The organism is Halobacterium sp. CBA1126 (assembly GCF_009741975.1).
Classification (GTDB): Archaea; Halobacteriota; Halobacteria; order Halobacteriales; family Halobacteriaceae; genus Halobacterium.
Genome location: NZ_WPCF01000084.1, coordinates 1 through 11,434, shown reverse-complemented (window position 1 = coordinate 11,434; position 11,434 = coordinate 1). Strand labels below are relative to the sequence as shown.

At 69.5% G+C, this 11,434-nt stretch carries 18 protein-coding genes and 1 pseudogene; 12 read left to right on the top strand and 7 right to left on the bottom strand.

Annotation, left to right across the window (positions count from 1 at the left end):
- Positions 1–441, bottom strand: a pseudogene (locus GJ634_RS11415) (M42 family peptidase); the annotation flags it as partial.
- Between the two features lie 84 nt (positions 442–525).
- On the opposite strand from GJ634_RS11415, the gene GJ634_RS11410 reads away from it, so the two are divergent.
- From GJ634_RS11410 to GJ634_RS11395, 4 genes are read left to right on the top strand one after another with little or no spacing between them, the layout of a single operon-like run.
- A complete protein-coding gene (locus GJ634_RS11410) occupies positions 526–801 on the top strand; it encodes a hypothetical protein (RefSeq protein WP_157502895.1) in 276 nt (91 codons plus the stop codon).
- 47 nt (positions 802–848) lie between these two features.
- Complete coding sequence (locus GJ634_RS11405; RefSeq protein ID WP_157502894.1) at positions 849–1,805, top strand: zinc-dependent metalloprotease; 957 nt, start codon at positions 849–851, stop codon at positions 1,803–1,805.
- Positions 1,806–1,836: 31 nt separating this feature from the next.
- A complete protein-coding gene (locus tag GJ634_RS11400; RefSeq protein ID WP_157502893.1) occupies positions 1,837–2,067 on the top strand; it encodes a glycine zipper 2TM domain-containing protein in 231 nt (76 codons plus the stop codon).
- 59 nt (positions 2,068–2,126) lie between these two features.
- The gene (locus GJ634_RS11395; RefSeq protein ID WP_157502892.1) at positions 2,127–2,276 is read left to right on the top strand and encodes a hypothetical protein; all 150 of its coding nucleotides are present in this window, start codon (positions 2,127–2,129) and stop codon (positions 2,274–2,276) included.
- Here the strand turns inward: GJ634_RS11395 and GJ634_RS11390 are convergent.
- Positions 2,273–2,821 carry a hypothetical protein gene (locus GJ634_RS11390; protein WP_157502891.1) on the bottom strand — a complete coding sequence of 183 codons (549 nt, stop codon included), beginning with the start codon at positions 2,819–2,821 and terminating at the stop codon, positions 2,273–2,275. The genes GJ634_RS11395 and GJ634_RS11390 overlap by 4 nt on opposite strands.
- Positions 2,822–3,044: 223 nt before the next feature.
- On the opposite strand from GJ634_RS11390, the gene GJ634_RS11385 reads away from it, so the two are divergent.
- The 7 genes from GJ634_RS11385 to GJ634_RS11350 are packed head-to-tail and all read left to right on the top strand — an operon-like array spanning position 3,045 to position 9,084.
- Positions 3,045–3,338: a 50S ribosomal protein L21e gene (locus tag GJ634_RS11385; RefSeq protein WP_157502890.1), complete on the top strand. Its 294-nt coding sequence runs from the start codon at positions 3,045–3,047 to the stop codon at positions 3,336–3,338.
- Position 3,339: 1 nt separating this feature from the next.
- Positions 3,340–3,699 carry an RNA polymerase Rpb4 family protein gene (locus GJ634_RS11380; RefSeq protein WP_157502889.1) on the top strand — a complete coding sequence of 120 codons (360 nt, stop codon included), beginning with the start codon at positions 3,340–3,342 and terminating at the stop codon, positions 3,697–3,699.
- 51 nt (positions 3,700–3,750) lie between these two features.
- Positions 3,751–4,314, top strand: a complete 564-nt coding sequence (locus GJ634_RS11375) for a DUF655 domain-containing protein (RefSeq protein WP_157502888.1) — start codon at positions 3,751–3,753, stop codon at positions 4,312–4,314.
- A gap of 47 nt (positions 4,315–4,361) precedes the next feature.
- The gene (locus tag GJ634_RS11370; protein ID WP_157502887.1) at positions 4,362–5,201 is read left to right on the top strand and encodes a 16S ribosomal RNA methyltransferase A; all 840 of its coding nucleotides are present in this window, start codon (positions 4,362–4,364) and stop codon (positions 5,199–5,201) included.
- Positions 5,198–6,982 (top strand): HemK2/MTQ2 family protein methyltransferase, encoded by a 1,785-nt coding sequence (locus tag GJ634_RS16980; protein WP_394350892.1) that lies wholly within the window; start codon positions 5,198–5,200, stop codon positions 6,980–6,982. Before GJ634_RS11370 ends, GJ634_RS16980 begins: the two co-directional genes overlap by 4 nt.
- A gap of 54 nt (positions 6,983–7,036) precedes the next feature.
- A complete protein-coding gene (locus GJ634_RS11355; protein ID WP_157502886.1) occupies positions 7,037–8,026 on the top strand; it encodes a 5-methyltetrahydropteroyltriglutamate--homocysteine methyltransferase in 990 nt (329 codons plus the stop codon).
- Positions 8,023–9,084: a methionine synthase gene (locus GJ634_RS11350; RefSeq protein ID WP_157502885.1), complete on the top strand. Its 1,062-nt coding sequence runs from the start codon at positions 8,023–8,025 to the stop codon at positions 9,082–9,084. The genes GJ634_RS11355 and GJ634_RS11350 overlap by 4 nt, the downstream gene beginning before the upstream one ends.
- A gap of 6 nt (positions 9,085–9,090) precedes the next feature.
- Here GJ634_RS11350 and GJ634_RS11345 read toward each other — a convergent pair whose 3' ends face one another.
- The 5 genes from GJ634_RS11345 to rpl7ae all read right to left on the bottom strand — a co-directional run bounded on the left by GJ634_RS11345 (position 9,091) and on the right by rpl7ae (position 10,720).
- On the bottom strand, positions 9,091–9,360 hold the full coding sequence (locus GJ634_RS11345; protein ID WP_157502884.1) for a hypothetical protein: 270 nt from the start codon (positions 9,358–9,360) through the stop codon (positions 9,091–9,093).
- 102 nt (positions 9,361–9,462) lie between these two features.
- Positions 9,463–9,942 carry a nucleoside-diphosphate kinase gene (ndk, locus tag GJ634_RS11340; protein WP_157502883.1) on the bottom strand — a complete coding sequence of 160 codons (480 nt, stop codon included), beginning with the start codon at positions 9,940–9,942 and terminating at the stop codon, positions 9,463–9,465.
- A complete protein-coding gene (locus GJ634_RS11335; RefSeq protein ID WP_157502882.1) occupies positions 9,939–10,124 on the bottom strand; it encodes a 50S ribosomal protein L24e in 186 nt (61 codons plus the stop codon). The genes ndk and GJ634_RS11335 overlap by 4 nt, the downstream gene beginning before the upstream one ends.
- Positions 10,124–10,351: a 30S ribosomal protein S28e gene (locus GJ634_RS11330; protein WP_058983677.1), complete on the bottom strand. Its 228-nt coding sequence runs from the start codon at positions 10,349–10,351 to the stop codon at positions 10,124–10,126. The genes GJ634_RS11335 and GJ634_RS11330 overlap by 1 nt, the downstream gene beginning before the upstream one ends.
- A gap of 6 nt (positions 10,352–10,357) precedes the next feature.
- A complete protein-coding gene (rpl7ae, locus tag GJ634_RS11325; RefSeq protein ID WP_157502881.1) occupies positions 10,358–10,720 on the bottom strand; it encodes a 50S ribosomal protein L7Ae in 363 nt (120 codons plus the stop codon).
- A gap of 198 nt (positions 10,721–10,918) precedes the next feature.
- Between rpl7ae and GJ634_RS11320 the strand changes: the two genes are divergently transcribed.
- A partial coding sequence (locus tag GJ634_RS11320) for a tRNA(Met) cytidine acetyltransferase TmcA domain-containing protein (RefSeq protein WP_157502880.1) occupies positions 10,919–11,434 on the top strand: 516 nt, incomplete at its 3' end.

Genomic DNA, 11,434 nt, shown 5'->3' with positions numbered 1-11,434 from the left:
TTCGCGGGCGTGCTCGCCGTCCTCGGCGCCGACGTCGACGTGCTGTTCGGCGACGTCCGCGGGGTCGTCCTCGCCGGACTCCCGGAGGTGGACCGCGGTCTGACCGACGACGCCGTTGACGGTGCCGTCGGCGGTGTGGACCTCGATTTGGGTGCCCTCCGTCACCGAGCGGTCGACGCCGCCGAGCGGCCGCACGCGAAGGAACCCGTCGTCCGTAATCGCGGTCACGACGAACCCGAGTTCGTCGGCGTGGCCGGCGACCGCGACCTCGGTGTCGCCGCCGTCGTAGACCGCGACCGCGTTCCCGTACGCGTCGGTGCGAACGTCGTCCGCGAACTCCCCGACGTAGTCGACCCACACGCGCTGGCCCGCCGTCTCGAACCCCGAGGGACTGGGCGCGTCCAGCAGCCGGTGCAGGAAGGCGGTTCGCGTCTCGTCCATACCCACAGTGTCGGAGCCGCGGGCAAGAACCCACCGGGAAGCGACCCCACAACGGCTAAATGTCTTCTCGGCGAACTGAGTGGCATGGGACTCATCGAGTTACACTTCCACGAGTCGGAGTTCGACTTCTCCCCGTCGGTGGTCACCGGCGCCGACGAGGAGCTAGCGCTCGAGGACGAAGACGGCGACGACGAGGACGTCGAGAGCGCCGGCTGGAAGTCCGAGGGCGACGACGAGGCCGACTCCAGTAGCGTCGCCGGAGCGGGCGCGGTCGTCGCGCTCGTCGTGCTGGTCGTCCTCGGCGCCCTCGTCGGCTGGAAGCGCCGCGGCGGCGACGAGGACGTCGAACTCGAGGCGTAGCCCGCGACCGGCAGAAGGGCTTTGCCCGTCGGCCGCCCACTCCCCCTATGACGCTCTTCGAGAGTGCGCGCGCCGTCGCGGGCGCCGGCGGCACCGGCGCCATCGACTGGGACGCCGTCGCCGAAGCCGCGAAAGCCGCCACCGACCCCGGCGACCTCGACCTCTCCGAGGCGGACGCCGAAGCGTACGCCGCCGACGTCCGGGACGCCCGCCGGGAGCTCCGCGCCGTCTCCGGGCTCGACTTCGACGTCCCCGAGACCGCCGAGATCCAGAACCGCCACCACTGGGTCGACGCCAACGTCGCCACGTTCCGGCGCGTCTTCGAGCCGCTGGACCGCCGCGCGAGCTACCTCCCCGGGGTCGCCAGGTCGCTGAACACCGCGACCACGGCGGGCGCGCTCGCGTTCGTCTCCCGGCACGTCCTCGGCCAGTACGACCCGCTGTTGCTCGCGAACACCGACGAGCACGCGCTGTACTTCGTCCACCCGAACGTCGTCCGCGCCGCCGACAGCCTCGACGTCGCGTTCCCCCGGTTCCGCCGGTGGATCGCGTTCCACGAGGTCACCCACGCCGCGGAGTTCGGCGCCGCGCCGTGGCTCGCCGACCACCTCGAGGACCGCCTCGAAGCCGGCGTCGCCGCGCTCTCGGACGGCGACGTCGAGCGCGAGGCGTTCGCCGACCTCCACGTCGCGATGACCGCCGTCGAGGGGTACGCGGAACTGCTGATGGACGAGGCGTTCGACGGCGAGTACGCCGACCTGCGCGCGAAACTCGACGCCCGCCGGCGCGGCGGCAGCCCGCTGACGAAGCTCGTCAAGCGCGCGCTCGGCCTCCAGCTGAAGCGCGAGCAGTACGAGCGCGGCCGCCAGTTCTTCGAGGCCGTCGCCGGCGAGCGCGGCCTCGCGGGCGCCAGCCGCGTCTGGGACGACCCCGAGTTCCTCCCGACGGACGCGGAGCTCGACGCCCCCGAGCGGTGGCTCGCCCGCGTCCCCCGCGCCGAGTAGGTTTATCCGTCCCGGGGACGTACTGTCGCCTATGAGCCGACTCAAGCGAGTGTTCAGTCGTGCGAAGTACGCAGCAATCGGTGCCGCAGTCGGCGGCGCGCTCGGCGGCCTCCTCAGCCGGAACGCCGCGAGCACGGCCGCGGGCGTCGGCGGCCTCGTCGGTGCGATCGTCGGCGAGAAGCGCGTCGACGTCGGCACGCTGGTCGACGGCGTGAAAGACCGGAAGCCCGAGGCCGACGTCGTCTCGCGCTCCGAGAACTAACGCTTCTTCCCCCGCCGTTAAGTGTCGGCGGGACAATCAGTCCGCGTGGTGAGGCGACCGTGACGGCTACCTGTGACATCTGCGGGGACGACGTGGCGCTCTCGCACGCCGCCCACACCACCATCAACACCAAGACGGACGCGGGCGTCGTCGACTACTACGTCTGCCGGGGCTGCTACGAGGCCGACCTCGCGCCGCTGTTCGACTAGTGGAACCCGCGGCCCACGTCGTCCTCCTCGACGAGGTCCTCGAGCTCCGCGTCCAGTAGCTCCTCGGCGTCCGCGAACTCCTCGCTGAGGTCGTCCATCGCCTCCGGACGGCCGTACGGGTCGTACTCCATCGGCCCGAACGCCGGGCTCTCCAGGGCGTCCATCACGTCGTCGAAGAAGTCCTCCGGCGTCGTCGGTGCCTCCGCGTGCACCTGCAGGACCTGCTCCAGTCTGCTCGCGCGGTCCTCGGCCTCGTCCTCGTCCTCGACGGGCTGCTGGACCGCGAACCGCCCGCTGTCGCCGTCCGGGAGGTAGTCCGCGAGGCCGTCGTCGACCTTCCGCGCGACCCGCGTCCCCACGCCGCGCACCTCGAAGGGGTTCTTCGCGTACGTCTTCAGGTGGTAGACGCCCTGCGACGGGTGGCCGAGGTAGAAGTCCTCGCCGACGCCGGACTCCCGGTCCCCGGCGAGCGCGCGCCACCCCTCCGGGTCGGCGTTCGACTCCACCACGTCCGAGACGATGTCCTCCCAGTCCCGTACTCGCATCACCCGCGACTAACGCGCAGGCCGACTTGAGTTCGTCGGCACTCGTTCACGCGGCTCGCGGCTCCCCTCGATCGCCGCTCGTGGGAACGTGCCCTCCCGTCGGTCGGGCACGCGGCTCACGGGTCGCTGCGCTCCCCGTTCGCAATAACGTGGCCTCCCGCTGGTCGGCCACGCTCGTAACGTGCGTTTTATACCGTCGACGGGAGTAATCGGACGTACGACTATGCCGAGCTCCAACGGACCCCTCAACGGCACCCGCGAGAAGCTATCGAACGACCCACGCGACCGCGGCACGTCGCCGCCCCAGCGCGCCATCGCAGAGTTCGACGAAGGCCAGAAAGTCCACCTCAAGACGGACCCGAGCACGGCGGACGGCCGATTCCACGCTCGATTCGACGGCCTCACCGGCGAAGTCGTCGGGAAGCAGGGCGACGCGTTCAAGGTCGAAGTCAACGACAACGGCAAGGAGAAGGTCGTCATCGCGAACGCCGCGCACCTCCGCGCACAGCAGGACTAGCATGACCATCTTCAAGGAAACGCTCGACGAGGAGTTCCTCACCGTCTCCGAGGCGAAGGAGCTGCTGGCCGACGTCGAAGCCGAGCGCGCCGCCGACGAGGACCGCGAGCTCCGCTTCGAGCTGGCCCGGGCGGTCGACCACGTCAACCGTTTCGCCGTCCTCGAACCCGAGGAGTCCCGCGAACTCGTCGACGAGCTGCTCGGGCTCGAACACGTCGACGACGAGTCCGTCGCGTACAAGATCGCGGACCTCCTCCCGCGGACCCGCACGGAGCTCCGCGCGGTGTTCGCCCAGGAGCGGTACGCGCTCTCCGGCGACGAACTCGACGACATCCTCGACGTCGTCGCGAAGTACGCCTGACTCGTCCCCAGTGGCCGACCGTTTAAGTGTCGGCTGGGCGTACCGGTTCGTATGAGTGATTCGTCTTCGACGGACGACGAGGAGTACGCCGTCGTCCTCGACTTCCTCGCGCACGGCCGCTCCGACGGCGGCTACGGCGACGGCCCCCTCGCGTACGCCGTCTCTACCGACCGGTTCGTCCTCTACGAGCTGAGCCTCGACCCGACCGCGGACATCTCGATTCTGGACAGCGTGCGCATCCGCCCGGACTTCGAGGACGGCATCGAGCGCGGGCGCGTCGTCGACTACGACGACCTCTCGGACGGCGCGCGCTCCGAGCTCGACTACGTCGTCGAGGACGTCGTCGAAGACAACGAACAGCGCTTCGTGGACTTCTACAACGAGGCCCAGCCCATCTCCTTGCGGCTCCACCAGCTGAACCTCCTGCCGGGCATCGGCGACAAGCTCCGGGACAACCTCCTCGACGAGCGCAAGCGCAACGGCCCCTTCGAGAGCTTCGAGGACGTCGAGGAGCGCGTCGACGGCCTCCACAACCCCGAGGAGATCATCGTCGAGCGCATCCTCGACGAGATGCAGGAGGACGACCTGAAGTACCGGAACTTCGTGCAGGAGTAGGCGACACAAAGGTAGCCTTTAGGGAACGGCGGCGATACTCCCGCGTAATGACTGACTCGCGGGGCCCGGACGCGCTGATTCGTCGCGCTGGCCGCCCCGACCCGGACCGGGACCAGCACTTCCTCGTCGACGACCGCGTCCTCGACCGGATTCCGACGTACGCGGAGGCCTTCGACCGGTCCCACGTCCTCGAGGTCGGCGCGGGGACGGGCGCGCTCACCGACCGGCTGCTCGACCACGCGGACCGCGTGACGACCGTCGAGCGCGACCGCGAGTACGCCGCGTTCCTGCGCGAGGAGTTCAGCGAGGAGATCGCCGACGGGCGCCTCACCGTAATTCAGGGCGACGCCCTCGACGTGGAGTTCCCGGCGTACACCTGCTGTATCTCGAACCTCCCCTACGGCGTCTCCAGCGAGGTGACGTTCCGCCTGCTGCCGGACCGCGAGCCCGCGGTGTTGATGTACCAGCTGGAGTTCGCCGAGCGGATGGCCGCCGAGCCGGGGACGAGCGACTACGGCCGGCTGTCGGTCGCGACCCAGCACTACGCGGACGTCGAGCTCGTCGAGACGGTGCCGCCGGAGGCGTTCGACCCCCAGCCGCGCGTCGAGAGCGCCGTGGTGCGGTTGACGCCCCGCGAGCCGGACTACGAGGTCGGCGACGAGCAGTTCTTCTTCGACTTCGTGAAGGCGCTGTTCACGCAGCGCCGGAAGACCGTGCGCAACGCCATCCGGAACACCGGCCACATCTCGGGGCTGGACGACCCCGACGCGGTCGTCGACGCCGTCGACGAGGCGCTGCTCTCGAAGCGACCCGGCGACCTCGCGCCGGAGACGTTCGCGGCGATGGCGAACGTCGCGCTCGGCGTCCGGGAGGGGAGCGAGGCGTGACGACGACAGCGACGTCGACGCCGCCGCCGGTCGTCGACGTTCCCCTGGACGGGCTGACGACCGGCGAACAGGTCGCGATCTCCGTGCTCACTATCGCCGCGCTGCTCGGCGTGGTGTTGCTCTCCCGGCGGGAGTCCGCACGCCGCGAGGGCCGGCGGTCGAGCGTCGCCGCGACCGTCGGGTCCGTAGTGGCGCTCGCCGCGGCGACGGTCGTCATCGTCGTGACGTGGGACGCGGAGACCACCGCGTGGGAGGCGTGGGCGAGCGTGCAGGTGCAGGCGCAGATATTCGTGCTGGCGTTCCTCACCGTGGTGGGGCTCGTCGGCGTCTACATCGCCACGGGCGTCGTCCACCGCGCTGTCGACCGGTTCGTGAAGCGCACGGAGGGCGTCAGCGAGCACCAGGCCGAGATCGCGTACCGGATCGTCCAGATATCGCTGTACGTGCTCACGCTGCTCATCCTCCTGGAGCTGTGGGGCGTGAACCTCTCAGGCCTGCTCATCGGTGCGGGGTTCGCGGGCATCGTGCTCGGGATGGCCGCCCGGCAGACGCTCGGCGCGGTGTTCGCGGGGCTGGTGTTGATGTTCTCCCGGCCGTTCGAAATCGGCGACTGGGTGAAAGTCGGGGACAAGGACGGCATCGTCACGGACATCACCATCGTGAACACGCGCCTGCAGACCTTCGACGGCGAGTACGTGATGCTGCCGAACGACTACGTGGGGTCGAACGAGGTGGTGAACCGCTCGCGGAAGGGCCGGCTGCGCCTCCACGTGGAGGTCGGCGTCGACTACACCGCGGACGTCGACGAGGCCATCGACGTCGCGAAGGAGGCGATGAGCGACGTCGACGACATCATGACCGTCCCGCGGCCGCAGGTCGTCCTGAAGGAGCTCGGTGACTCCGCGGTCGTCCTCGACCTGCGGTTCTGGATCGACAAGCCGAGCGCGCGCCGGAAGTGGCGCGCCCAGACCGCGGTCATCTCCGCGGTGAAGTCGGCGTTCGACGAGGCGGGCATCAAGATCCCGTTCCCGCAGCGCGAGGTCTCCGGGCGCGCGGAGACCGGCGGGTTCCGCGTCAGCGAGCAGCCGCCCGTGGAGGCGTCCGAGCCCGCGGACGCCGACCAGCCGGGGTCGGCGGTCCGGAAGGACGACGAGGACGCGAGCGACGAGGGCGCGGAGGCGGACGCGACGAGGACGAGGATGAGTGAGGACCTCGCGAGCCGCCGCGGGACGGAGACGACCGTCTACCAGCCCTCGGAGGACTCGCTGCTGCTCGCGGAGGCCGCCGTCGGGGAGGTCGGCCAGCGGGCGCGCGTGCTGGACGTCGGCACGGGGTCGGGGTACGTCGCGGCGACGGTCGCCGACGAGGCGGGCGCGAGCGTGGTCGCCTCCGACCTGAACCCGTTCGCGTGCGCGCAGGCCCGAGACCGCGGCGTGCCGGTGGTGCGCGCGGACCTCACGGCGGCGTTCCGCGCGGACGTCTTCGACGCGGTGCTGTTCAATCCGCCGTACCTGCCGCGGGACGAGGACGCGGCCCGCGACGACTGGATGGAGGTCGCGCTCTCCGGCGGGGAGACGGGCCGCGAGGTCGTGGAGCCGTTCCTCGACGACGTGGGCCGCGTGCTCGCGCCCGACGGCTTCGTGCTCCTGCTCGTGTCGACGCTGACGGGCGTCGACGAGGTCGTCGAGTACGCGGGCGACCGGGGGTTCTCGGCGGCGGCGGTCCGCGAGGAGTCCCACTCGTTCGAGACGCTGACCGTCCTCAAACTCTGGAATAACTGAAAAGCATATTTCTCGACGGAAAATATTAAACGAGGGTATAGCGTAGCAGTGGGTATGAACCGAATCGCGACCACGCCCGGCCTCTTCCCCCTCCCCGACGACGCCAAAGAGACGTTGTCGGACCTCAAAGGCCACCAGAAGCACGACCTCGTCAGCGGCGACGAGGGCCCCGAGATCGAAGCCACCTACGACGACGTCCGAGAGGAGCTCGTCGGCCTCCAGCGCGACGCCGGCCTCGACCGCGTCGTCGAGGGGCAGGCCCGCTGGGACGACATGCTCGCTCACCCCCTGACCGTCCACGAGAACGTCGAGACGGGCGGCATCGTCCGCTACTACGACAACAACAACTTCTACCGCGACCCCGTCGTCGAGGGCGAGCTCACCTTCTCCGGCGACCTCGCCGGCGACCTCGAGAAGGCCGCGGAGCTCACCGACGGCCTGCAGGCGGTCGTCCCCGGCCCGTACTCGCTGTCGGAGCTCGCGACCGACGAGTACTACGGCGACGACGAGCGGTTCCTCGCCGCCGTCGCCGACTTCCTCGCCGGCGAAGTCGAGGCGTTCCCGGACGTCGAGACCGTCTTCGTGCTCGAACCGTCGCTCGTGACGGACCCGCCCGCGGAGGGCGAGGACGAGCGCGCCAGCGAGGCCATCGACACCGTCGCGCAGGCCGCTGACGCCGACGTCGTCGCGCACACCTACTGGGGCGCCCTCGAGGAGAAGGTCCACGCCCACCTCCTCGACGCCGGCGTCGACGCCATCGGCTACGACTTCGTCACGAACCACGAGGACAACCTCTACAACGTCACCGAGTACGGCACCAAGGACTCGGTGGCGTTGGGCGTCGTCGACGGCCAGAACACGCTCGTCGAGTCCCCGGAGACCATCCGCGAGCGCGTCGACTGGTTCCGCGACTCGGTGCCCGAGGCCATCGAGTTCGAGGACGCGTACGTCACCGCGAACACGGGGCTGTTCTACCTGCCCGTGAACCGCTTCGAGCAGAAAGTGCAGGCGCTCGCCGACGCCACCAGGGAGGTGACGGCATGAGCTCGAACCGCGAGCAGTTCCGCCCCGACGGCCACGACAACGACCACTTCCTGCTGACGACCGTCGTCGGCTCGTACCCGAAGCCGAAGTGGCTCGACCGCGCGAGCGACCTCCACGAGGACCCCGAGGCGAGCTTCGGCGACGAGGAGCTCGCCGAGGCCGAGGACGACGCCGCCCGCCTCATCACGAACGAACACGAGCGCGCCGGCCTCGACGTCGTCGTGGACGGCGAGATGCGGCGCAACGAGATGGTGGAGTTCTTCGCCGACCGCATCGAGGGCTACGAGTTCAACGGCCCCGTCAAGGTCTGGGGGCACAACTACTTCGACAAGCCCAGCGTCGTCGACGACGTCTCCTACGACGAGTCGTGGCTCGTCGACGAGTACGAGTTCACCGCGAGCGTCGCCGACCGCCCGGTGAAAGTCCCCATCACGGGGCCGTACACGCTCGCGTCGTGGAGCTTCAACGAGGCCTACGACGGCGACGACGAGCTCGCGTACGACCTCGCTGACCTCGTCAACGAGGAGATCGAGAAGCTCGTGGACGCCGGCGCCCGCTACATCCAGATCGACGAGCCCGCGCTCGCGACGACCCCTGACGACCACGCCATCGTCGGCGAGTGCCTCGAGCGCATCGCCGCCGGCATCCCGGACGACGTCCGCATCGGCCTCCACGTCTGCTACGGCGACTACTCCCGCATCTATCCCGAGATTCTGGAGTTCCCGGTCGACGAGTTCGACCTCGAGCTCGCGAACGGCGACTACGAGCAACTCGACGTGTTCAAAGACCCCGACTTCTCGAAGGACCTCGCGCTCGGCGTCGTCGACGCCCACGTCGCCGAGGTCGAATCGGTCGAAGAAATCGAGGCCAACATCCGGAAGGGCCTCGAGGTCGTCCCGCCGGAGCGGCTGACGGTCAGCCCCGACTGCGGCGTGAAGCTGCTCCCCCGCGAGGTCGCCTACGAGAAGATGGCGAACCTCGTGGCGGCCGCGCGCAACGTCGAAGCCGGCCTCGACGACGGCACCATCGACGTGCCCGCCGCGCCCGCCGACGACTGACGCCGCTCAGACGCGCTCGCGCCGCAGCGTCCCGAGGTGGTCGCGGCAGACGACGCCCGGCGTGACGACCTCGCGCTCGTCCTGTGACTCCGAGGCCACGACCGCGCTCGTGTCCTCCACGAGGTCGTAGTCCCCCGGGTTCGCGCAGTAGACGCACGCGCCGTCCGCGCTCGTGAGGTGTTCGGCGACGCACTGCTCGCAGACGCCCAGCGGCTCCGCGTGCTCGCCCACGAGCCGGTACGCTGTCCCAGTTCTGCTGCAGACGACGCAGTCCATGCACCAGTCTCGTGCTGCCGACGGGAGAACCTATCGAGTGCCGCGTCCGCCAGCGGCGCCGCCGCTACGCGGGTGGCGTCGCGAAAAAGACCGCAGTGGCGTTCAGTTGTCGACGTCCTCGTAGACCCACGTCGCCGTGTCGAGCTCGTAGTCGACGAGTTCGTCCTCGTCGAAGAACAGCTCGATCTCGCGCTCGTTCGCGCCGGGGTCTTCGTGGTCGCTACCGTGGATGATGTTCTGGCCGAGGTCGTTGCCGTAGTCGCCGCGGATGGTGCCCGGAGCCGCTTCCTGCGGGTCCGTCGCGCCCATCATCTGGCGGACCTGGCGGGTGGCGTCGGCGCCCTCCCAGACCATCGCGAACACGGGGCCGGAGGTGATGAACTCCACGAGGCCGTCGAAGAACGGCTTGTCCTCGTGTTCGCCGTAGTGCTCGTGGGCGAGCTCCTCGCTGATCTGCATGAACTTCCCGCCGACCAGCTTCAGGCCCTTGTCCTCGAGCCGCGAGACGACGTCGCCGATGAGCCCGCGCTGGACGCCGTCGGGCTTGACCATGACGAACGTGCGCTCGTCGTGGTGGCTCATGTCTCGCCCTCCGGCTCCTCGTCGGTCCACTCGACGTCGCGCGGTTCGCGGCCGAGGTCCGCGTTCTTCTCGCACTTCGCGGAGCAGAAGTGGACGGTGCTGCCGTCGTTGTGGACGAACATCGTCCCCGTGCCGGGTTCGATGTCGTCGCCACAGTAGTCACAGGTGCGTGTCTGGACCATCACTGACCACCGATGGAGTCCGCCTCGCGGGCCGTCTCCTTGAGCTGGAGGACGTCGCCCACGCGGACGGGACCGAGGACGTTTCGCGTGATGATTCGTCCCTGGTTGGAGCCCTCTTGGATGCGGCACTTCACCTGCATCGCCTCGCCGTGCATCCCGGTCTTGCCGACGACCTCGATGACTTCGGCGGGCGTGGAGCCCTCTTCTTCAGTTTCCTCTGCACTCATGGGTGGTTACTGGAGGTCCTCGACTTTGGTCGAGATGTCTTCGACGTCGTCCTCGGCGTCGCCGGCGTCCGTGACGGCCGCGGCGGCGCTGCCGACTTCGAGGCCGGCGGCGTTGCCGAGCTCGTCCTGGGTCTCGACGAAGACGACCTGGATGCCCTTCTCCTCTGCGAGTTCGGGGAGGTGCATCACGATCTCTTCGGGGGAGACGTCCTCGGCGACGAAGACGAGGTCGGCGTTGCCGCGCTCGACGGCCTTCGTCGTCTCGTTGGTTCCCTTCTTGACTGTACCCGTGTCGCGAGCCACTTCGAGCGCTTCGAGGGCTCGCTCCTGGAGGTCTGCTGGAACGTCGTAGTCTACGTACACTGGCATGTATTGTTCACCTAGTTCCACGGACGGGCTTGCGCTCCCCTGCCGGTGCGGAATCCCTGACGGCTAGGAGCATCATCGACCCCCGTGGACTGTATCCTACATCTGGGGGTCCCTCAGTTAAAAGCGCTTTCAAAGTGCATCGCCGTGCGACGCCGCCGCAGGGCTATCCCCGGGTCGCCGGGACGAAACGCCCTTCCCATGGCTCGCCGAAACGCGACTAATGGTCGTCGAGGCCGCACGGACGCTCCGCGAGGAGCCCGCGCCGCCGACGAGCGCCGCGTCCTCGTCCTCGCTGGCGAGCGCGCGGCGTGCCTGTCCGCCGCCGAACGCGTCCTCGACGAACTCCCCCTCCCGCTGACGGGGACGACGCTCGTCTCCACGCGGGACGCGCTCGCCTGCGAGCGCGTCGGCCCGCGGAACGCCGACGAACTCCTCGGGACGACCCGCGACGCCGTGGTCTTCGACGCCCACGAGGACTGCCGGCCGAACGCGCTCGGCCGGGTCGTCGGCGCCGTCGACGGCGGCGGCCTCCTCCTCTTGCTCGCGCCGCCGCTGGACGAGTGGCCCGCGCGCCGCGACGCCTTCGACGAGGGGCTGGCCGTCCCGCCGTTCGACGTCGCGGACGTCGCCGGCCGGTTCCGCCGCCGGCTCGTCGACACGCTGCGCGCCCACCGCGGCATCGCAGTCTACGACGTGAACAGCGACACGCTCGAA

Coding starts and splice junctions, on each gene's coding strand:
- GJ634_RS11410 (WP_157502895.1), top strand. CDS start 526: ATGGGACTCATCGAGTTACACTTCCACGAGTCGGAGTTCGACTTCTCC.
- GJ634_RS11405 (WP_157502894.1), top strand. CDS start 849: ATGACGCTCTTCGAGAGTGCGCGCGCCGTCGCGGGCGCCGGCGGCACC.
- GJ634_RS11400 (WP_157502893.1), top strand. CDS start 1,837: ATGAGCCGACTCAAGCGAGTGTTCAGTCGTGCGAAGTACGCAGCAATC.
- GJ634_RS11390 (WP_157502891.1), bottom strand. CDS start 2,821: ATGCGAGTACGGGACTGGGAGGACATCGTCTCGGACGTGGTGGAGTCG.
- GJ634_RS11385 (WP_157502890.1), top strand. CDS start 3,045: ATGCCGAGCTCCAACGGACCCCTCAACGGCACCCGCGAGAAGCTATCG.
- GJ634_RS11380 (WP_157502889.1), top strand. CDS start 3,340: ATGACCATCTTCAAGGAAACGCTCGACGAGGAGTTCCTCACCGTCTCC.
- GJ634_RS11375 (WP_157502888.1), top strand. CDS start 3,751: ATGAGTGATTCGTCTTCGACGGACGACGAGGAGTACGCCGTCGTCCTC.
- GJ634_RS11370 (WP_157502887.1), top strand. CDS start 4,362: ATGACTGACTCGCGGGGCCCGGACGCGCTGATTCGTCGCGCTGGCCGC.
- GJ634_RS11355 (WP_157502886.1), top strand. CDS start 7,037: ATGAACCGAATCGCGACCACGCCCGGCCTCTTCCCCCTCCCCGACGAC.
- GJ634_RS11350 (WP_157502885.1), top strand. CDS start 8,023: ATGAGCTCGAACCGCGAGCAGTTCCGCCCCGACGGCCACGACAACGAC.
- GJ634_RS11345 (WP_157502884.1), bottom strand. CDS start 9,360: ATGGACTGCGTCGTCTGCAGCAGAACTGGGACAGCGTACCGGCTCGTG.
- ndk (WP_157502883.1), bottom strand. CDS start 9,942: ATGAGCCACCACGACGAGCGCACGTTCGTCATGGTCAAGCCCGACGGC.
- GJ634_RS11335 (WP_157502882.1), bottom strand. CDS start 10,124: ATGGTCCAGACACGCACCTGTGACTACTGTGGCGACGACATCGAACCC.
- GJ634_RS11330 (WP_058983677.1), bottom strand. CDS start 10,351: ATGAGTGCAGAGGAAACTGAAGAAGAGGGCTCCACGCCCGCCGAAGTC.
- rpl7ae (WP_157502881.1), bottom strand. CDS start 10,720: ATGCCAGTGTACGTAGACTACGACGTTCCAGCAGACCTCCAGGAGCGA.